The 19,134-nt window shown below is 58.8% G+C and carries 15 protein-coding genes, 3 tRNA genes and 3 pseudogenes; 4 read left to right on the top strand and 17 right to left on the bottom strand.

What is annotated here, in order from left to right; all coding sequences use genetic code 11:
- Nucleotides 1–105: 105 nt before the first annotated feature.
- Nucleotides 106–228, bottom strand: a pseudogene (locus AB5287_RS07720) (DUF4928 domain-containing protein); the annotation flags it as partial.
- Between the two features lie 173 nt (nt 229–401).
- On the opposite strand from AB5287_RS07720, the gene AB5287_RS07715 reads away from it, so the two are divergent.
- Both AB5287_RS07715 and aroA read left to right on the top strand, forming a co-directional pair.
- Entirely contained in the window at nt 402–1,574 is a 1,173-nt protein-coding gene (locus tag AB5287_RS07715; protein WP_007052026.1) for a hypothetical protein, read from the top strand.
- A gap of 26 nt (nt 1,575–1,600) precedes the next feature.
- A complete protein-coding gene (gene aroA / locus AB5287_RS07710) occupies nt 1,601–2,938 on the top strand; it encodes a 3-phosphoshikimate 1-carboxyvinyltransferase (RefSeq protein WP_117833295.1) in 1,338 nt (445 codons plus the stop codon).
- A 208-nt stretch (nt 2,939–3,146) separates the two neighbouring features.
- On the opposite strand, the gene AB5287_RS07705 is transcribed toward aroA, so the two are convergent.
- The 14 genes from AB5287_RS07705 to AB5287_RS07640 form a co-directional block, all read right to left on the bottom strand.
- Nucleotides 3,147–4,376 (bottom strand): acetate/propionate family kinase, encoded by a 1,230-nt coding sequence (locus AB5287_RS07705; protein ID WP_007052028.1) that lies wholly within the window; start codon nt 4,374–4,376, stop codon nt 3,147–3,149.
- Between the two features lie 134 nt (nt 4,377–4,510).
- Nucleotides 4,511–6,181, bottom strand: coding sequence for a phosphate acetyltransferase (pta, locus tag AB5287_RS07700; RefSeq protein WP_368220985.1), 1,671 nt, complete (start codon nt 6,179–6,181; stop codon nt 4,511–4,513).
- A gap of 200 nt (nt 6,182–6,381) precedes the next feature.
- Nucleotides 6,382–6,454: transfer RNA gene (locus AB5287_RS07695), tRNA-Ala, on the bottom strand.
- A gap of 89 nt (nt 6,455–6,543) precedes the next feature.
- Nucleotides 6,544–6,616, bottom strand: a tRNA-Ala gene (locus AB5287_RS07690).
- Nucleotides 6,617–6,834: 218 nt separating this feature from the next.
- Nucleotides 6,835–7,533 carry a histidine phosphatase family protein gene (locus AB5287_RS07685; protein ID WP_007052030.1) on the bottom strand — a complete coding sequence of 233 codons (699 nt, stop codon included), beginning with the start codon at nt 7,531–7,533 and terminating at the stop codon, nt 6,835–6,837.
- A 132-nt stretch (nt 7,534–7,665) separates the two neighbouring features.
- The gene (gene rsfS / locus AB5287_RS07680; RefSeq protein ID WP_007052031.1) at nt 7,666–8,079 is read right to left on the bottom strand and encodes a ribosome silencing factor; all 414 of its coding nucleotides are present in this window, start codon (nt 8,077–8,079) and stop codon (nt 7,666–7,668) included.
- Nucleotides 8,080–8,082: 3 nt separating this feature from the next.
- Nucleotides 8,083–9,465, bottom strand: a complete 1,383-nt coding sequence (gene glmU, locus AB5287_RS07675; RefSeq protein WP_008782812.1) for a bifunctional UDP-N-acetylglucosamine diphosphorylase/glucosamine-1-phosphate N-acetyltransferase GlmU — start codon at nt 9,463–9,465, stop codon at nt 8,083–8,085.
- A 94-nt stretch (nt 9,466–9,559) separates the two neighbouring features.
- Nucleotides 9,560–9,630: transfer RNA gene (locus tag AB5287_RS07670), tRNA-Gln, on the bottom strand.
- 116 nt (nt 9,631–9,746) lie between these two features.
- The gene (locus AB5287_RS07665; protein WP_008782813.1) at nt 9,747–10,769 is read right to left on the bottom strand and encodes a ribose-phosphate diphosphokinase; all 1,023 of its coding nucleotides are present in this window, start codon (nt 10,767–10,769) and stop codon (nt 9,747–9,749) included.
- Nucleotides 10,770–10,854: 85 nt separating this feature from the next.
- Nucleotides 10,855–12,729 (bottom strand): acyltransferase family protein, encoded by a 1,875-nt coding sequence (locus tag AB5287_RS07660; protein ID WP_368220984.1) that lies wholly within the window; start codon nt 12,727–12,729, stop codon nt 10,855–10,857.
- Between the two features lie 175 nt (nt 12,730–12,904).
- Nucleotides 12,905–14,386 carry a DUF1846 domain-containing protein gene (locus AB5287_RS07655; RefSeq protein ID WP_015713428.1) on the bottom strand — a complete coding sequence of 494 codons (1,482 nt, stop codon included), beginning with the start codon at nt 14,384–14,386 and terminating at the stop codon, nt 12,905–12,907.
- Between the two features lie 246 nt (nt 14,387–14,632).
- Nucleotides 14,633–15,016, bottom strand: coding sequence for an immunity protein YezG family protein (locus tag AB5287_RS07650; RefSeq protein WP_007053450.1), 384 nt, complete (start codon nt 15,014–15,016; stop codon nt 14,633–14,635).
- Nucleotides 15,009–16,292: a DNA/RNA non-specific endonuclease gene (locus AB5287_RS07645; RefSeq protein WP_038426361.1), complete on the bottom strand. Its 1,284-nt coding sequence runs from the start codon at nt 16,290–16,292 to the stop codon at nt 15,009–15,011. The genes AB5287_RS07650 and AB5287_RS07645 overlap by 8 nt, the downstream gene beginning before the upstream one ends.
- Complete coding sequence (locus AB5287_RS07640) at nt 16,293–16,946, bottom strand: hypothetical protein (protein WP_015713431.1); 654 nt, start codon at nt 16,944–16,946, stop codon at nt 16,293–16,295.
- 151 nt (nt 16,947–17,097) lie between these two features.
- Here AB5287_RS07640 and AB5287_RS07635 point away from each other — a divergent pair, with 151 nt between their 5' ends.
- Nucleotides 17,098–17,553, top strand: a complete 456-nt coding sequence (locus tag AB5287_RS07635) for a hypothetical protein (protein ID WP_015713432.1) — start codon at nt 17,098–17,100, stop codon at nt 17,551–17,553.
- Nucleotides 17,439–18,422: an MFS transporter gene (locus AB5287_RS07630; protein ID WP_347013868.1), complete on the top strand. Its 984-nt coding sequence runs from the start codon at nt 17,439–17,441 to the stop codon at nt 18,420–18,422. Before AB5287_RS07635 ends, AB5287_RS07630 begins: the two co-directional genes overlap by 115 nt.
- A 119-nt stretch (nt 18,423–18,541) precedes the next feature.
- Here the strand turns inward: AB5287_RS07630 and AB5287_RS07625 are convergent.
- Both AB5287_RS07625 and AB5287_RS07620 read right to left on the bottom strand, forming a co-directional pair.
- Nucleotides 18,542–18,751: pseudogene (locus AB5287_RS07625) on the bottom strand (hypothetical protein); the annotation flags it as partial.
- Nucleotides 18,752–18,775: 24 nt separating this feature from the next.
- Nucleotides 18,776–19,099, bottom strand: a pseudogene (locus tag AB5287_RS07620) (transposase); the annotation flags it as partial.
- Nucleotides 19,100–19,134 lie beyond the last annotated feature (35 nt).

Raw genomic sequence — 19,134 nt, 5'->3', positions numbered from 1 at the left:
GTGCAACACCTTCTTAAGTTAGAAACTGAACACTTCCAACCCTAGACAAGGTGTTGCACTTCTATTTAGAACTCAGGGCAATTAAGTTAACTGGTTGCAACCCTTAAAGGTTGAACCGATAGAACCGTCATTCATTACTTTTTCAACGATACCGACACGCTCATTCGATTGTGTCCAATACTGCTTTCTTTCTGCATGAGCAACGGTACTCGGCAAGGCGGTAACGATAGTCGCAAAGGCTAAGAAGCCCGTACATAATCGTTTTTTTGTAGTGTTTCAGATTTTCAGTAGAATGGCGACAGCCAAATCCCGCTGGCTTGCTAGTAAAGCGTTGTCCTCGGGGGGAGTTTTGTTTGTTGTTGAAAGATAACGCGGCATCGAATAGATAGGGGAGGCCCGGCATGGGACGTCATCAGCGTGCAGAAACCTCCGGACTCATCTCCTTCTTGATTTGCGCCGTCGTTGGCGCGGTATCGATGAACCTGTACATGGAATACGCGCCGGCCATCTGGCAGCTGACGCAACGCCGATTCATGGTATGTTCGGGCATCGTGGCGGCATGCGGCGTCATTTCCTTCATTATTGGCTATGCGCGCAAATCACGTTCATTGAACCTCAAACATGGTTGGTTTGCACCGATTCGTCGCATTTTCGAAATCGTCGCCCTTTCGGTGGTGTATGCCTCGACCATTTTCCTGTCGTCTTTTGCACTCATCGGTGCGGCCAACGACATGATGGGCAATGCCATCTTCTCCGGCTATATCTCCAGCGTCTGCGCCGCCTTCGCCGGCGTGGTGGGGTACATGACCTTTGTACAGGCGGAGATGATGAACGCCAAAACTATTGCCAGTCTGTTGCCGTTCTTCGTCATCTCCGGCGTGGTCACCGCCGGCATGACCACCGACGACCCATACTGGTATCACAACAACTTTTCGCAGCTCGGCGACAGAACCACGTTTGCGGCCCGTATGTTCAACTCCACGCTGATTCTTGCCGGCACATGCATCATCATCGTCAGCTACTTCGCCATCTCCGAACTGGTGACCACCGAACGGCTACAGCGCCTCTGGCACGACCGCACCAACAGAGATCCGAATCGCGGCTACGAAATCCCACATTTCATGCTGCGCATCTCCATTCTGTCCTTCCTGCTGATGGTGGCCGGCCTGGCATTCATCGGCATCGGCGTGTTTCGGTACACGCCACACAATCTCTTGCACAATATATGCGCCAAAGGCCTGCCGTTCGTCATGCTGCTGCTGTTCGTGCTCCTGCCGTGGCTTGCGCCACGCCTGTCCAAAGCAGTGATGGTGGCCTCCGACCTGACCGCGCTCGTATGCGCTGCATTCTGGGTCAATATGATGATGGGTCACAACACCCTCACCAATGTGGAGGCGTTGGCTGGTCTGGCGTTCCTCGGCTGGTTCATCGTGTTCTCGCGCCAGATCGCCGCCATCGAGGCCGATCGCGCGGCCGCTCAGTTGTTGCACGCGCAGGCCATCGAAGGCGGTTTTGAGCAGCCGTCTTCCGCACCTGATCAGCAGATCGAATCCCGCATCGCTGCCGACCGGTGAATAATTTGTTTGATAGATTTGGCCTTATGACTGAACAACTCACGAATCTCTGGCCTGCCCCGCTCGCCACACAGCCGTTGAACGCTACGGTAACGGTGCCGGGCAGCAAGTCCCTATCCAACCGCTACCTGATTCTCGCCGCCCTCGGCAGCAAGCCCGTTACTCTGATTGGCCTGCTGCGTTCGCGCGACACGGACCTTATGATGGGTGCCCTCGAAGCCCTCGGTGTCCGCTGCGACGTGGATTCCGCAACCGACACCACCGTAACGGTTACTCCTCCCGTATCCGGCCGATTCCATGGCAACGTCAATGTGTTCTGCGGACTGGCCGGCACGGTGATGCGTTTCGTGCCCGGCCTTGCCCTGTTTGCAGATGGCCCAGTGAATTTTGATGGCGACGAACAGGCTTATGCACGCCCGATGAAGCCGGTGCTTGACGGTTTGGAACAGCTGGGTGCAACGGTTGATTACCACGGCGAGGTTGGCCGTCTGCCGTTCACTATTACGCCGCCTGCAACCTTGCCGGCTGCCCAGGCGCAGGTCAGCATCGATTCGTCCGGTTCTTCCCAGTTCATCTCCGGCCTGTTGCTGATTAGTTCCAAACTGCCTGGCGGTCTGCACCTCGCGCACACGGGGGAGAAGACCCCGAGCCTGCCGCACATTCGCATGACTGTGGCTGATGTGACCGGTGCCGGCGGTGCGGTTGAGGCCGACGAATCCGCCCGCACATGGACGGTTGAACCGCGCGCAATGCAACTGCCGAGCAAGGTGACCGTTGAGCCCGACCTGTCGAACGCGGCGCCATTCCTCGGCGCGGCATTGATCGCCGGCGGCACGGTCCGGGTGCCTCATTGGCCTGAGACCACCACCCAGCCGGGTGGTTTGTTGCCGGGCTATCTGGAACAGATGGGTGCCAAAGTATCGTTCCCGACAATCGATGGCGTGCGCTATTGCGAAGTGACCGGTGACGGCACCGTGCGTGGGCTGGGTACGTTCGATTTGACGGCGGCCGGGGAGATTGCGCCCTCGTTGGCGGCGATTCTGGTGTTTGCTGATAAGTCGACAGACATGGTTGGTATTGGTCACTTGCGCGGCCACGAAACGAATCGTCTGGAGGCATTGGTCAACGAGATTCGTCGTGTTGGGGGAGCGGCTGAGGAATTGCCTGATGGATTGCGTATCGAACCGGTGCCGGCGGAGACGTTGCACGGTGCTGTGATGGAAACCTATGCTGATCACCGTATGGCCACGTTCGCCGCGATGCTGGGGCTGCGTATTCCCGATATCGAGGTCATCAACGTGTCCACCACGCGCAAGACCTTGCCTGACTTCGTCGGTATGTGGAGCGGCATGCTGAGGCAGTAAGGGGTCCTGTGTTCTGGTGGAACTCCCCTCAGTCCGCTACGCGGACAACTCCCCTCTCTGAGGGGAGCTGTCCACCGGAGGCGACTGAGGAGAGTATGACGCGGGGGTAGTGGTCTCATGACCATATACGAATGGGGGCTGATTCCAATCGGAATCAGCCCCCATAGTGTTGCAACTAGAGATTGGTGAGATGCCTAACGGCGGTTACTTACTTGGCGAAGGTGTTGCCGTAGGTGTCGGTGCCGGCTTCGGCGATTGCGGCGGACTTGCGGGCGATGGCCAGCTCTTCGTTCGTCGGGATCACGGCGATGATCACGGAGGAGTCCGGAGTGGAGATGATGCGCGGTTCCTTGGAGCGGGTGGCGTTCTTCTCCTCGTCCAGCTTGACGCCGAACGGAGCGAGCTTGTCGCACACCATCTTGCGGACCACGTCGTCGTTCTCGCCCACGCCAGCGGTGAAGGTGATCACGTCGCAGCCACCCATCTGGTAGGTGTAGTTGCCGATGTAGCTGACGATGCGGTGCACGTAGACATCCAGAGCCAGCTTGGCGTCCTCATTGCCCTCGGACACCAGACGGTGAACCTCACGCAAATCGCCATAGCCGGTCATGCCCATCATGCCGGAACGCTTGTTGAACAGGGCGTCAAGCTCGTCCACGTTCATGTGGGCGTTGCGAATCAGGTGGAAGACCACAGCCGGGTCGATGTCACCGGTACGGCCACCCATCATCAGGCCCTCAAGCGGGGTCAGACCCATGGAGGTCTCAACCGGCTTGCCGGAGACCTCAGCGGAAGCGGAAGCGCCGTTGCCGATGTGCAAAACGATCTGCTTCAGGCCTTCAGCCGGCTTGCCGACGACGTCCGGCACCACGGAGGAGATGTACTCGTGGGAGGTGCCGTGGGCGCCGTAGCGGCGGATGTGGTACTGATCGGCGATTTCCTTGTTCAGCGCGTAGGTGCTGGCGGCCTTCGGCAGCTGGAAGAAGAAGGAGGAATCGAAGACGAAGATCTGCGGAACGTCCGGCAGCAGGGAGCGCATGACTTCGGCGCCCTTGGCCTCCGGGCCGTTGTGCAGCGGGGCGAGCACAGCCAGATCCTTGACCTGGTTGATGGTCTTGTTGGTCACGAGGGCCGGCTTCGGGAAGATGGAGCCACCCTGCACCACACGGTGGCCGACGGCGACAATGCCAGCCTCAGACAGGTTCGGGCCGTACTCCTCGAAGAAGCCGAGCACGCGCTTCAGACCCTGCTCGTGGTCGTGAATCGGCTCTTCAAGCTCGTGCTTTTCGCCGTTGTACTCGTGCTTGTAGTGGCCGTCGACCGGCTCACCGATCTTCTCGACGAGGCCGGAAGCGAGGCCTTCGCCGGATTCGAGATCAACCAGCTGGTACTTGATCGAGCTGGAGCCGGAATTGATGACAAGGACGGTTTTCGCCATTGTGGGCATCCTCCATTGTGATTGAATGTTCCCGTGAGACACGGGTTACCGTTGATTAGATTACTCGTTGCTTGCTACAAAATAAGCATTACGGTGGCTCCCGCTGGCGGGAGCCACCGGGAGCCAAGCCGGGCTCACTGCGCTTCGATGGCGGTGAGGGCGATGGTGTTGATGATGTCCTGCACCAGAGCACCACGGGACAGGTCGTTTACCGGCTTGTTGAGACCCTGCAGCACCGGGCCGATGGCCAAGGCGCCGGAGGAGCGCTGCACGGCTTTGTAGCCGATGTTGCCGGCGCACAGGTCCGGGAAGACGAACACGTTGACGTGTCCGGCCACATCGTTGCCCTTGGCCTTGGTGGCGGCCACGGTGGGGGACCAGGCGGCGTCGAACTGGATGGAACCGACCACCGGCAGATCCGGAGCCTTCTCCTTGAGCAGCTTGGTGGCTTCCTCGACCATGTCCACGTCCGGTCCCTTGCCGGAGCCGAGGGTGGAGTAGGAGAGCATACCGACCTTCGGGTCGATGCCGAAGGCACGTGCGGTCTCGGCGGACTGCAACGCGATTTCGGAAAGCTGCTCGGCATCCGGGTTGAGGTTGATGGCGCAGTCGGAGAACACGGCCACATGGTCCTTGAAGCACATGAGAAATGCGCCGGAGACCAGCTTCTGGCCGGGCTTGGTCTTGATGACCTGCAGGGCCGGGCGCACGGTGTTGGCGGTGGAGTTCACGGAGCCGGAGACCAGGCCGTCGGCGTAGCCGAGCACCACGAGCATGGTGCCGAAGTAGCTGGCGTCGGCCAGCTGCTTGCGGGCCTGCTCCTCGGTCATGCCCTTCTTGGCACGCAACTCGCACAGCTTGGCGACCATGGGCTTCAACACGTTCTCGTCGTCCATAGCCTGGAAGCGGGCGCGCTCCAAGTAGTTCAGGCCCAGTTCCTTGCCGCGAGCCAGAATGGCGTCCTTGTTGCCCACGATGATGAGGTTCACGATCTCGCGCTCAAGCAGGTAGTCGGCCGCCTTGATGATGCGGTCCTCCTCGCCTTCGGGCAGCACGATGGTCTTCTTGTTGCTCTTGGCCTTGCCGAGCAGGCCGAACTGGAAGGCGTACGGGGTGATGGGCGCGGTGACGTCCACATCGAGCGCGGCGAGCACTTCATCGGTGGGAGCGTTCTTACGGAAGGCCTCCAGCGCCAGATCCTTGGTGGATTCATCGGTGAACGGCACCTGCGGAAGAGTCCAGACCGGCAGGCCGTACTTGGCGAGGGTCTCCTTAACGGAGAAAGCGTGGCGCGGCTCGCATCCGGTCACGAAGATGCCAAGCACCTTGTTGCCAGCGGCCTCCATGCCCTCGATGGACAGCTTGACGGTCTCGTCGAGCTCGTGCGGCCAACGGTCGATGGTGCACACGGCTAGGAACACGCCGGCCTTCAGATCAGCGGCGACATTCGCGTCGAATTCATAGCTGGTCGGATCGTTGACGTGGGACTTGTCGGTGCCCACGATCAGGGCGGCGTCCGCGCGGGAAACGTCCATGGCATCGTTGAACGCGCCGACGATATCGCCACGGGCGGTGTCCTTATCCTCGCGCACCTTGTGCACATCGAGGCCGGTGGACAGGGCCACGCCGAGTCCGGCATTGGAGGCGGCGAGCAGGATCGGGGTGAATTCGTCATGGTTGGACACAGCAGGGCGGAACACCATGGTCTTGTACTTGGAAGTCAATGCGTTGAGCATGCCGTAAGCGACGACGTTGCGGCCATTGGCGCCTTCAGGGCTGGCGATATATACACGGGTGACGGTCACGATGTTTTTGTCTCCTTTGATAATCAACACGATAGGGACCACACCTCATTGTAGTGGCGATTACTGTTATCGCTCACGCCGGTGTCGCGCCAATCGGAAGAGCGTCCCCTTGGCGACGCTTTCCGGGGAATGTTGCGCAAAAGTCGGCCGATAGGCCAGAAAACGAGAAAGGCCGGTGCATGAAGCACCGGCCTTGATTGTGGAGCTAGGGGGATTCGAACCCCCGACCCTCTCCATGCCATGGAGATGCGCTACCAGCTGCGCTATAGCCCCGAGTGAAGCTATCCGATTCATGGGAGTCGCAAGACCCGCCATGAACCAGCGGAGAAACCACCATATCGCCTGATTTGATGGCTTCGTCGTGGAGCTAGGGGGATTCGAACCCCCGACCCTCTCCATGCCATGGAGATGCGCTACCAGCTGCGCTATAGCCCCGTTTTCAATTGTTGGCCCGTTGTTTGGACCTCGTATACATTACGACGAGATGTCGATTCTGGCAAAAGCCGGCGTGTCGCCAAATGGCAAAAGTGGGATTTGGCGACACTTTTTGGCTTGTTTCCGCCATTATTCAGGCATTGGGTTATTCAATTACTGCTTGAACGGTTTTTCGAATACACTGAACCTGTTGGCTCAGCAGGGGAGCCGTGACACGATCAGCGTTCGCGTTCCCACTCGTCGGTGTCGGCGATGGCCGGACCGTGATTGTAGTCCAGCAGACGCCAGCGCACAGTGCCATCGGGATTGTCCATCGGCACCAAGCGCACCCAGTGCGCATTACGCAATGAAACCACCGTAGAAAAGGTCGGATCGATTGCAGAAATGCCCAACAGGGTCTGCAATGTCTGCGCAATCCATGCGCCGTGCGAGAACACGAACAGGTCCGTGTCGTCTCCGGCACGCGTGGACCAGTCCTCAAGAGCCTCTACGCCGCGCTTGCCCACAGCTTCCTTGGGCTCGGCACCATACTTCAGCTCGCCGCCCCGAGACTCCATCCAGGAACGGAAGTCCTCGGGGTAGCGTTCGGCCAGTTCGGCCACGGCATGGCCATCCCAATCACCGAAGCTGCGTTCACGGACGCGACGATCATCGACGGGCTCGATTCCACCCAATACGTCGGCGAAAGCTTGCGCGGTGGCGTGCGCACGCTTCAAATCGGAGCAGACAATGAACCGGTGGTTGATTTCCTGCCGACGATCGACGTACAGCCTTTTCAAGGCCGCGGCGGTCTGCTTGACCTGCCATTCACCCACGGCGTCCAGCGGAATGTCGACCTGGCCTTGGAGCTTGTGAGCGGCGTTGTAGGAGGTGCGTCCATGACGGATAAGGAAAACGGAACGAACATGATTGGTCATAGTGACGATCCTTTCGGTTCCAGTGAGGAAACAGGAAAAAGGGGAGGGCTGCCTGATGCCGTCAATGATGTTTGGCAACAGGCAGCCCGACACGCGAATATCAGCGAATATCAGCGTTATGTGATTCGCACGTTACGCGGTGGTGACGGCAGCATCTTCCGCATGCTCCGCCGTTTCCGGGTGTGCGAGTTCAAGATCGATGGCCGGGCAGTCGCGCCAGAGTCGTTCGAGCCCGTAGAATTCGCGCGATTCCTCGTGCATGACATGAATCACGAAATCACCGTAGTCAAGCAGCACCCACTGGCCCTCGGTCAGGCCCTCGCGAGAGCGCGGCTGACGGCCGGAGCACTTAAGGAACAGGTCCTTTTCGATTTCCTCGGCCACGGCCAGTACCTGACGCTCGTTGGAGGCGCCGGCGATCATCATGATGTCGGTGATGCCGAGCAGGTCGGCTACGTCGAAGGCCACGATGTCGGTGGCTTTGATACGGTCCGCGGCCTCGGCGGCCACGCGGACGGCGTTGATGGAATCCTGAAGTGCGGGCATGGTTCAGCGCTCCCAGGCGGGCTTCCAGCCCTCGACGTTGTGTTGCGTATTCTCGGAGTAGACCATCGTGTCGCTCGGCACGGCGTGGCGCACCACGGAACCGGCGCCGGTGGTCACGTTGTCGCCCACTTCAACCGGGGCCACGAACAGGTTGCCGGCACCCACGTGGCAGCCGGAGCCGATGGTGGTGCGGTTCTTGTGCACGCCGTCATAGTTGGCGGTAATGGTGCCGCCGCCGATGTTGGTGTGGTCGCCAAGCTGGGCGTCGCCCACGTAGCTCAGGTGCGGCACCTTGGTGCCGTTGCCGATGTGCGCCTTCTTCATTTCGACGAACGCGCCGGCCTTGGCATCCTCGCCGAACTCGTTGCCCGGGCGCAGGTAGGTCCACGGGCCGATGTTCGTGCGTGCGCCGATGTGCGATTCCTGTACGCGGGAACGCTCGACCACGGCACCTTCGTCCACGGTTGCGTCGATCAGGGTGGTGTACGGGCCGACGATGGCGTCCTCGCCGACCACCGTGTGGCCTTGCAGGAAGGAGCCGGGCAGGATGGTGGCGTCGCGGCCGATTTGGACATCGTCCTCGATCCAGGTGGTTTCCGGGTCAAGAATGGTCACGCCGTCGCGCATCCAGCGCTCGCAGACGCGGCGGTTGTAGGTCTTGGACAGCGCGGCCAGCTGCACGCGGTCGTTCACGCCTTCGACGGTGAGCGGATCCGGAGCGGCGAACGCGCCGACCTTGCCAGCGGCCTTGGCGGTTTCCAGCGCGTCGGTCAGATAGAACTCACCCTGCGCGTTGTTCGACTTCAGTCCGGCGATTGCCTCGGTAAGCACGGAAGCCTCGAACACGTAGACTGAGGTGTTCACTTCCTGCACGGCGAGTTCGCTGCGGTTGGCGTCTTTCTGTTCAACGATGCGCAGCACGTTGCCTTCGCGATCGCGGATGATGCGGCCGTAGCCGGTCGGGTCATCGAGGATGGTGGTGAGCACAGTGGCGCCGTTGCCGGAGGCGGTGTGGAATTCGACCAGACGGTGCAGCGTCTCGCTGTCGAGCAGCGGCATGTCGGAGGCGGCGATCAGCACCGGGCCATCGACCTTGCCAGCCTCGGTGAGCTGCGCCATTGCGCACTGCACGGCGCGGCCGGTACCGGGAATGTCGTCCTGGTTCACAATGGTGACCTGCTCGTCATAGGAGCGGGCGGCTTCGGCGACGCGCTCGGCCTGGAAGTGCACGACCACGGCCAACGTGTCGGGATTCAGGGCGGCCACCGAATCCATGACCCTGTTCAGGAAGGTCTTGCCTGCAAAAGCATGCAGCACCTTCGGCTTGTTGGAACGCATGCGGGTACCCTCGCCGGCGGCGAGGACGATGGCTGCGGATAATGCCATAACTGACGTATTCCCTTCGATCGGAATGTCTATTGAGGGTGGAAACACCTCAAAACAATAGACGGCCGCCCGGATGTCGAGCGGCCGTCAGCCGTTCCCCCACCTGGACTCGAACCAAGACAAAGGGTTCCAAAGACCCGTGTGCTGCCATTACACCATGGGGGAGTCGTGGGCTTTCGGCCCACAAGTGTTCATTTATACCATACTGTCGGTATTTACCGAAAGGCTACGCCATGTCGCGTCTCGCATCGTGTGCTTTCCACGAACAAACACGCACGTGATCAGGCGAACAGGAAGCCTTGACCGTGGTGCTCGGGGTAGGTGTCGAACAGTTCGGCGACCGAGCCGTCCTCGAATACGGCGCGGATGGCGCTGGCCAGCAGCGGGGCGATCGACAGGACGGTCAAGCCATCCCAGCGCTTTTCCTCGGGAATCGGCACGGTGTCGGTCAGCACGACCTCGCGCGCACCGCAGTTCTTGAGTCGCTCGATGGCCGGGCCGGAGAGCACGCCATGCGTGGCGACCACGGTCACCGACTTGGCTCCCGCGTCCTGCAGCACGTGGCATGCGCCCGCGATGGTACCGGCGGTGTCGATCAGGTCATCGACAAGCACGCAGTCCTTGCCGGCGACGTCGCCGACCACACGGTTGGCGACCGCCTGGTTCGGGCGGGTGATGTCGCGCGTCTTGTGCACGAAAGCGAGCGGACCGCCGCCGAGACGCTGCGCCCACTGCTCGGCCACGCGAATGCGGCCGGCGTCGGGGGAGACGACGGCGACGTTGTCGAGATGGCCCTGGAAACGATCACGGATGTAGTCGACCAGCACTGGCATGGCCACCAGATGATCGACCGGGCCGTCGAAGAAGCCTTGGGACTGCGCGGCATGCAGATCGACCGACATGATGCGGTCGGCACCGGCGGTCTTCAGCAGGTCGAACACCAGACGGCAGGAGATGGGCTCGCGGCCGCGGTGCTTCTTGTCCTGACGGGAGTAGCCGAGCAACGGGCAGACCGCAGTAATGGAACGGGCCGAGGCGCGCTTCAATGCGTCGATCATGATGAGCTGCTCCATGATCGCCTTGTTGATGGGCTTGTAGTGGCTTTGCAGCACGAACACATCGGCGCCACGCACCGATTCAGTGTAGCGCACGTACATCTCGCCGTTGGCGAAATCGTATGCGGTGGTTTCAAGGACGTCGATGCCGAGCTGCTCGGCGACATCCTCAGCCAACTTCGGATGAATCCTTCCCGTAACGAGAATAAGATTCTTATCGGGCTTCCCTTCAAGGATTGCGCTCACCATGTCTCCCAACGTGTGGTCTCGTTGATGCAGTCTTCAGCATAGCCGTTCTTCACGACTGGTTGGACAACTCAGCGTTGCCTGCCGTTCACCTGCCGCTTGCGATCCATTGTTCGATGGCCTGTTTGACCGCCTTTGCATAGATATCGCTATCCATGCTCGGGTGGATGCCGTCGGAGCCGAGCACCTGCGCGTTCGCGTTGGCTGTGGCATCCCAATCCACCAGCACCACATTGTCTGGATGTGCGGCCGCATAGTCGGCAAGCACCTGGTTGGTAGGTGGAATCCACGTACGGTCTCCGTGGGCATTGACCAGTACCAGCACGCGGTCGGGGCCGATCATATTACGAATCTGGTCCAACTGATCAGGGGTGATTGCCGAATTGGTGCCAAGGCCGATCAACACCCACTGCCGCAGACTGCCGGCGGACAGAGCGTTGCCGATGAGTTCGGGAGCGACCATGATGGAGCGGGAAACGCTCGCGTCGGTCTGAATGCCGGGAAAGACTTCCGAAAGGCCCTGTGATGAGGCCAGCATCACCGAATCGCCTATGGCGGTAATCTGATCGCCGGTGGGCATCTCATGCTTGGGCTTGGGCGGTGCCGGCACGGCATGACGCAGCAGCACGTGTTCGGTTTTCTGCATACGTTCCAGTTGTGCGGCCTGTTGCTCCAGCTGGATCTGCATGGTGGTTTTCGCAGGTGCATGAGCAATGCCCTGCGCGCAGCCGACCAACGACAGCACCAGGATAACGTCAACGGCAATAACCCGGGCCGCATGATTCTTCTTGTTCGTGCGAAGGGGCACCACGACGGATATCACCGAGTGCGTTGCCGCCGGTTTCTCCACCATCAGCCAGGAAATCATCACCGCAATGGCGGTGAGCAACGCGGTCATGATGAGAGGCCAAGGCCCCACTGCCTTGAAGATCTTCGGGGCAAGGGCGCTGGAAAGAATCCACAACGGCCAGTGCCACAGGTAGATGCCGTACGAATACTTGCCGAGGGAGGCCAATGGCTTGAACACCATGAGGCTTTGCATCCAGGAATCGTCGGAGATGGTACCGGCAATCAGCAGCACGGACAACAAGCTGGACAATATGATGCCACCGCGGAAGGCGAATGCATCCTGTTTGCCGATAACCGCCATGGTGACCAAGGCAATCAGGCTGAGGAACGCCAATACCGGTGCCGCCGCATTCCAGATGCGATGCTCCACGGGAATCCGAGGTAACGGAGCCCGATGTGCGGCGGCCGAAGCGCTCGAGCTAATGGTGCGGGGCATCGGCACAGCCCTCTGACGAGCGTGGCCCAACTGAGGAGCGGTGACCCACCAGGCGAGAGCCACACCCAGCATCAGGCCCATGCTGTGGGTATCGGTGCCGAAGTAGACGCGGGTGGGGTCGCCCTTGGGCACATACATCACCCACATGGCGATACTGCTGAACGCCGCGAGTCCCAGTGGGATGAGTGAGGGCAGTTTCGTCTGGCGGAGCTTCCACGTCAGCCAGACGATGAACGGCACGATGACGTAGAACTGCATGAGCACGCCAATGAACCACAGATGGCGAAACACCTGCGGGTTCATTTGGTCGAAATAGCTTTGGCCTCCGGCAATGGCGTACCAGTTGTAGCAGCCCAGCAGCACGGTGATGACCTGGTCGCGGATGGAAACCAGAATGTCGTGATCGAACAGCCAGCCGACGGAGACGATGACCGGAATCAGCAGAAACAGCGCCGGATAGAGACGTACTGCACGCTTGGGAATATATCGCACGAGATTCAGCGATCCGGTTTCCGCCAGAGAACGAATCAAACTGACGGCAATCAGGAATCCAGAGACGGTGAAGAACACGTCGACTCCGTAGAATCCGTCTGGCAGCCGTTGCTGCATGCAGTGGTACAGCACAATGGCTATCAGCGCCAGTCCTTTAATACCGTCTAAACCCACGAACCGCTTCACGGATAATCCTTCTCTCTCCGTAGTGCCGATGGCATTCCCCGTTCTCTCCAACAAACGGAAAACAAGCCCAGCATGGCCGAGGGGAGAGACAATGCGACAGCAGCGAATCGTCAGGCCGCATGCTGCATGATTACCGGCTTGACGATTCGCGGCATACCGCGCTTATCGGTGGCGCTTACCGGTGATACAGACTCACCCGTTCGTACTTCGGTTCGCAGCACACGTTGATGCCGAGTTTGCGATACAGCGCCTCGTCCGTGGATGAGATGATAACGGAGAAGAAGGCGTCGCAGCCCTGCAACTGTTTGAGCCCGTCGATGACGCGAGCGGCCACAGGACTGGTGGCGCTGGTGATTGACAATGCAATCAGCGTCTCATCCGAGTGCAAGCGTCGGTTCACGCTGTTGAGATGTTCGGTTTTCAGCCGACAGATGGGTTCGATGGCGGCATCGTCGATTACCGGAATGGTTTCGTCAACACCGGTGACGGCCTTGAGCGCGTGCATCAGCAGCGCGCTGGCCGCGCCCAACAGGTCGCCGGTTTTGCCGGTGACCACATGGCCATCGGGCAGCACCATGGCGCCAGCCGGGGCACCGGTGGCGGCCTCCTTCTCAAGAGCCACGGCGCGGGCGGGAGAAAGATCGGGGGTCACGCCGGCCCGGTTCATGATGGAGCGCAGCCGCTCCACCTGTTCCTCGCCAGTGCCGGTGCGCTTCAAGTGCACGGCGGCGGCGAAGTAGCGGCGCACGATTTCCAGACGCGCGGCATCGCGGCAGGCATCGTCGTCCACAATGGCGTATCCGGCCATGTTGACGCCCATATCGGTGGGGCTCTGATAGGGGCTTTCGCCCATGATGCGCTCCATCATGGCCTTGAGCACGGGGAATGCTTCGACGTCGCGGTTGTAGTTGACGGTGGTCTCGCCGTACGCCTCCAGATGGAAGGGGTCGATGATATTGGCATCGTCGAGGTCGACGGTGGCAGCCTCGTACGCGATGTTGACCGGATGGTTGAGCGGAAGATTCCAGATGGGGAACGTCTCGTATTTGGCATAGCCGGCGTCGATGCCGCGCTGGTGCTCGTGGTACAGCTGAGACAGGCACGTGGCGAGTTTGCCGGAGCCCGGGCCGGGCGCGGTGACCACGACGAGCGGTCGGCTGGTCTCGATGTACTCGTTCCTGCCGTAGCCGTCATCGGACACGATGCGTTCGATGTCGTGCGGGTATCCGGCGATCGGGTAGTGCAGGCGGCAGGTGACGCCGAGTTGCTCGAGGCGGTGGCGGTAGGCGTCGGCGGCGGGCTGATTGGCGTATTGGGTGAGCACTACGGAGCCGACGAGGAAGCCGCGGGAACGGAACACGTCGATGAGTCGCAGTACGTCTTCGTCATACGGGATGCCGAGATCGCCGCGGGTCTTGCCTTTTTCGATATGGTTGGCGTTGATGGCGATGACGATTTCCACATCGTCCACCAGACTTTCCAACATGCGGAACTTGGTGTCCGGCTCAAAGCCGGGCAGCACGCGCGAGGCGTGGTAGTCGTCGAAGAGCTTGCCTCCGAATTCCAGATAGAGTTTGCCGCCGAATTGCGCGATGCGCTTTCTGATGTTGGCGGCTTGCAGCTCGATGTATTTTTCGTTGTCGAATCCCTGGCGCATAGAGGTCGGCATCCCTTTCCGAACGACGTCGTAAACGGAAAAATTATACCGGACGTCGTCGGCAACAAAAAATGGGATTCCCCGATGGGGAATCCCATTCGTCATAGAGAGCAATTACTCCCGAGGAATGTTGAACAGGGGTTTGCATGGCTCCCAAAAACGCGCTGGTCGAAACGTTGCCGACGACGCGTGCGCTCGAAGAGTATGCACGGGTGGCTTTGCGGTGATTTCCCAGACCGTTCGTTGCTAGGCGAGATATTTCTTTTTCCAGGCCTTCTTTCGGGCGTAAGCGTTTTCTGTCATGTCGGAGTAGTCGTAATCAACTTTGAACTTGCCGTTGGAATGGAGAATAAGCGTCATCGATCCCCATCTCTTTTCGGGCTTAAGCGCGGCCCTTTCAGGTTCAATGAACTTGTTGATAGCCATAAAGTTTTTCATCAAGGATGCCCTCGAAACGCCTTTTTGGTCAAAGCATTTAACGAAGTCGTCTTTTCCGCTGCCAGCAACGTAATACTCAATAGAGAACGCACCCTCGGCGTACTCGGCGTAAAACACGACCTTGCTCCAGTCTTCGGGGAGGGTTTCCTCAAGAATTGAAGCTATCCCTTGTAGCATCTTCTTTTCACTCATTACATTTCCTTTGCAGTGTTAAGAAGAAACGTAACCGTCTCTTCGCCGTCAATAATGTCCGTGATAGCAAACGAGCTAGGCCTGAATGACCCGCCCTCATAAAGTGGCTCAACCTTGAAAAACACTTCAGCGCCATCAGCCAAAGCATCGGCGCATTTTTGCTCGATTGCTGCATAGGCTTTTGGTTAACCTCGCCGCCCATGGCGACAATATTCTCAAGGCCATTTGATCCATTGAATCGGTCGGCAATCAGATGGCCTCTTTGATCAAAAAGCTCTTCAAACCCTTTTCCGATTGACTGGATAGTGTCCTTGATGGTCAAACGACCTTCGTGGGTCTTTAGTTGTAAGAAGCCTTCGGCCGATTCGACCCTACCCATTGCATCGGTAACGTATTTATACCCATTGATCTCATAGCTCATGTTCGGAACGAGGTCGTCGCCAACGCGGTAAAGCTGCCCGAGATCGTCGGTTGCACACTTCACGCCGTCGATCGCAAACTCGTTATTGGGAAGCAGTCGGTCGCCTTCGTAAATTGCCTTTCCGGCATCATCCAGAATTCGTGAGCTTGCGCCCGATTCTGCTGCCTTTGAGGCAAGAAAGTTATTTAGACCTCGTCCGGCAAGAAGCGTTGCTGCCGTAACAGTTCCCGCAACGACTTCTCCGACGATATCCTCCTGAGATATCTCACCGTCTTCAGCGCCGGCTTCCAAGCTCTTTCCCATTTCGTCAAGAACGAGTACAGCCCCAGCAGCGAGTGCTGCAGGGGCAGAAGCGGTGACGGCTACGGCACCAAGCGCAACTTCAGTGGCGATTTCGCCTCCAGTTTCGACATAGTCTCCGATTTCCCGTATCTGCTCATCGGCTTCCATGAAGTCGCCCCAGGCGTTGGCTGCATCGTCAACAGCGTGTGTTTGCGCGGTTTTCACCGCTGCTTCTTCGTCTTCGGCCAGTAGTTCAATATTCGATTGAACACCGACATATGCGTTTTCTCCAACGTCGGCAACTCCAAGTACGAACCTGCCGCCAAGATAAGCTCCGTTCCTTGCGCCATCGCGGACAGTTTCGCCTGCAGCGTTGAGTGTTGGCTCGCATGCTTTCCAGGCGTCATCTGCGGCTTCTTGAACTGTTGAAATGCTCGCGGTTAGGACATCGCCGGAAGAAATATCCCGCCATGCGGCATCTGCACAATCAGCAACGGTGCGTTGCGCCTCCTCGAAGGCCAATCTCGTTTCGGTCGTATCCGGCATTAATTGCTCTATATTTTCAAACGCCATTTAGATCACCGGCCTTGTTTGAGATAAGACCGCTGATACTTCGGCGAGTGCTGAGGCCTTTTCCGTTGTCTCGATGCCGGTACCCCTCTTTCTCAGCTCGTTGAGATGAGCGTTAAACATCGACTGAATGAACAGGTATTGGATTGGTCCCCAGCTTTCGGGTGAGGAGTCATCTTCGAATTTCCAGCTTGAAAGCAGATGGGAGCAAAGCCTCTCTTTGAGGCTGTCGGCAGATAAATCCCTGGCGTCGTCGAGGATGCGTCCAATATTGAAATACCTATAAGCACACCATTCAAACAGTGGCTTCCTCGAGAACAGAGGAGTCCCTGCCATCTCAATCAAGCGTGCCTTCATGGAGTCAGGTATGTCCATCTTGTGCACACAGTCGCAGAAGTTGTATTCCCTTGGCTCATCGAGCTTGAACGGATTAAGCACACAAGAGTTGAGATAGCGAAGCTCTTCAGAAGAAACCTTGTCCTTCGCGCTGTGCTTGCTCTGTGTTGGCGAGTACTCTAGGCCGCGTTCATGCGGTTCGATGTGACAGAGGACAGGTTCGGTCCATTCGTTCTGATATATTGCTGCAACGCCTCGCTGAAGATTTGCAAGCTCTTGGATTTGGCTCTCGTTAAGATTTGCCGCCTTGCTGACAAGCATCCTGTCGCCTTCGTCAGGCAGTTTCCAGGATAAGTCGATGCGATGATTCTGCCTCAAGCCCAGCGGGTTGTTAAGACGCGGTCATTTTGGCGCTTACATCTCACTTTTTGCAGACGTAGAATACGGGTATTGGAATCATAGGAGGGTTCTCATGCCAAATATCGGTAAGGACGACCATCCGAAGCTGTGGTCGCTTATTTTCGTGCTTATCATCGCGCTGACCTTCTGTTGCTTCGTCATGGGCCAAGGACTCAACAGTGGAACCAGCGTCTTCCTGGCAGGCCAAGGTTACGGTGCGAGCCTTGCCGGCGTACTTGCACTCGTCTTCTCCATTGCCGCCGCGTTAGCACGACTGTTCGTCGGCCCTGTTATCGACAACGGCAAGTGCTCACTCGTTATCATCGCCGGCATCGCTATCCTCATAGCAGGAACAGCACTGTCCGCTGTCGTTCAGGGCATCCCCTCTTCACAATCAGCCGTTTGCTGCAAGGCGTGGGCTTTGGCGCAGCAACAACAGCAGCCTCGACCGCCGCAGCAAGCGTCTTACCGCAAGAACGGCTCGGCGAAGGCATTGGATACCACGGCCTCGGACAGGCTATCGCCATGAGCATCGGCCCAGCCTTCGCACTTTACCTAGTAGGAACCGATCCCTCAACGAACCTCTATGTCGGCCTTGCCCTGGTTGGGTTTGCAGGGCTTGTAATCGCCCTCAACGCACGCTATGAAAGTAAATGGCAAACTCTGCCAAGCTCCAGCGCATACCGAATCAAAATGGAAACCCGGCTCGAACTCGACTCAAAAGACGGGCAGGCACCCAGCTCCACCACAGTAACTACATCCGAAACAATTAACAGTGAAAAGTATCCTGAAGGCGACCAGGTGTCCAAGAGAACCCTGCGTGACTCATTCAACATCTTCGAGCCGCGCGCATTGCCTGGCGCCATCCCACAGATGATCATGTGCCCCACTTTTGGCTTTGGCGTCTTCTTTGCCGGTCTGTACGGTACTACTCTCGGCTATACCCACGCCGGTCTCTTCTACACCATCAGCGCGGTAAGCATGATTATCATTCGCATGATTTCAAAGCATTTCATGGACACCGTACCTGCAATCAAAACAATGACCGGAGCCGTCGCGTGCGGCATCCTCTGCTGCCTTATGCTACTTGCCGCACCGTACGGGGAACCTGTCTTCCTGGCGTCCGGAATCTTCTATGGTCTCGCCACTGGCATGAGCCTGCCACTTAATCAAAGCGTAGCGGTAAAGAACACCCCGCCAGAGCGCTGGGGCGCCGCAAACGCCCTGTTCCTGCTCGCCAATGACATCGGCATTGGCTTCGCAAGCGTAATCTGGGGCGTTATCAATGACTCATTCGGGTTCCAGACAAGCATCGTCTGCGTCATTGTCTGCCTTATCGCAAGCTACGCATCCGCCTGGATCGTCTACCCCGCCCGCGACAAGCGGTGGAGGCATTAGAGCGTAAGCGTCAAAATGACCGCGTAGCAGGAAACGTCCAGGGCCATTCCGGCATACGGATGGAAAAGTCCTGGACGTTTCCATCTTTGCGTTGCGGTATGCCTTAGGCCGCTATGTCGCTACAGGCCCTCCTCGGCGTTGTTCGCCATCTCGTCGTCGAACGCATCGGGGTCGATGTTAATTATGAAGTCGTCAGGCATCTCTTTGGCCTTCTCGGCAGCGGCTGGGTCGAGCTTGCAGGACTCAGGCACCCTATCCGACCATGGCAGGAACGAGTCCACAACCTCATCGGTGAGCTCGCCGGCGTTGGGCATCTCGGTCAGCAGCCACTCGACGTAAAGCCTGGGATTGAGCCCGTTGGCCTTGGCCGTGGTGGTGACGCTGTATATCGCCGCAGACGCCCGCGCGCCGCGTGGCGCATCGCTGAAGAGCCAGTTCTTGCGCCCTACGACGAAGATTCGCTGGGCCTGCTCGGCGACGTTGTTCGAGAGCTCCAGGTGCCCGTCTTCGAGCACGTTCATGACGTAGGGCCAGAACTCCACGGCGTACTGCAGCGCACGGTGCAGCGCCAGCTTCGGCGAGGCTAGGGGAAGCTGGCCCGCGCCCATCCCCCCGAAGTCCTCCATGAGCGGGCGGAGCTCCGCGTCGCGGGCGGCCTTCCTGGCACCCGGCTCCATGTCGTCGAACTTGGAGTCGACCTTGAAACATGGCG

The sequence above is a fragment of the Bifidobacterium sp. RTP21102st3_E2_RTP21102_210122 genome, assembly GCF_040916945.1.
GTDB classification, from domain to species: Bacteria; Actinomycetota; Actinomycetes; order Actinomycetales; family Bifidobacteriaceae; genus Bifidobacterium; species Bifidobacterium longum.
Note: the sequence above shows the minus strand (reverse complement) of the source record. Positions and strands in the feature narration are given on the sequence as shown.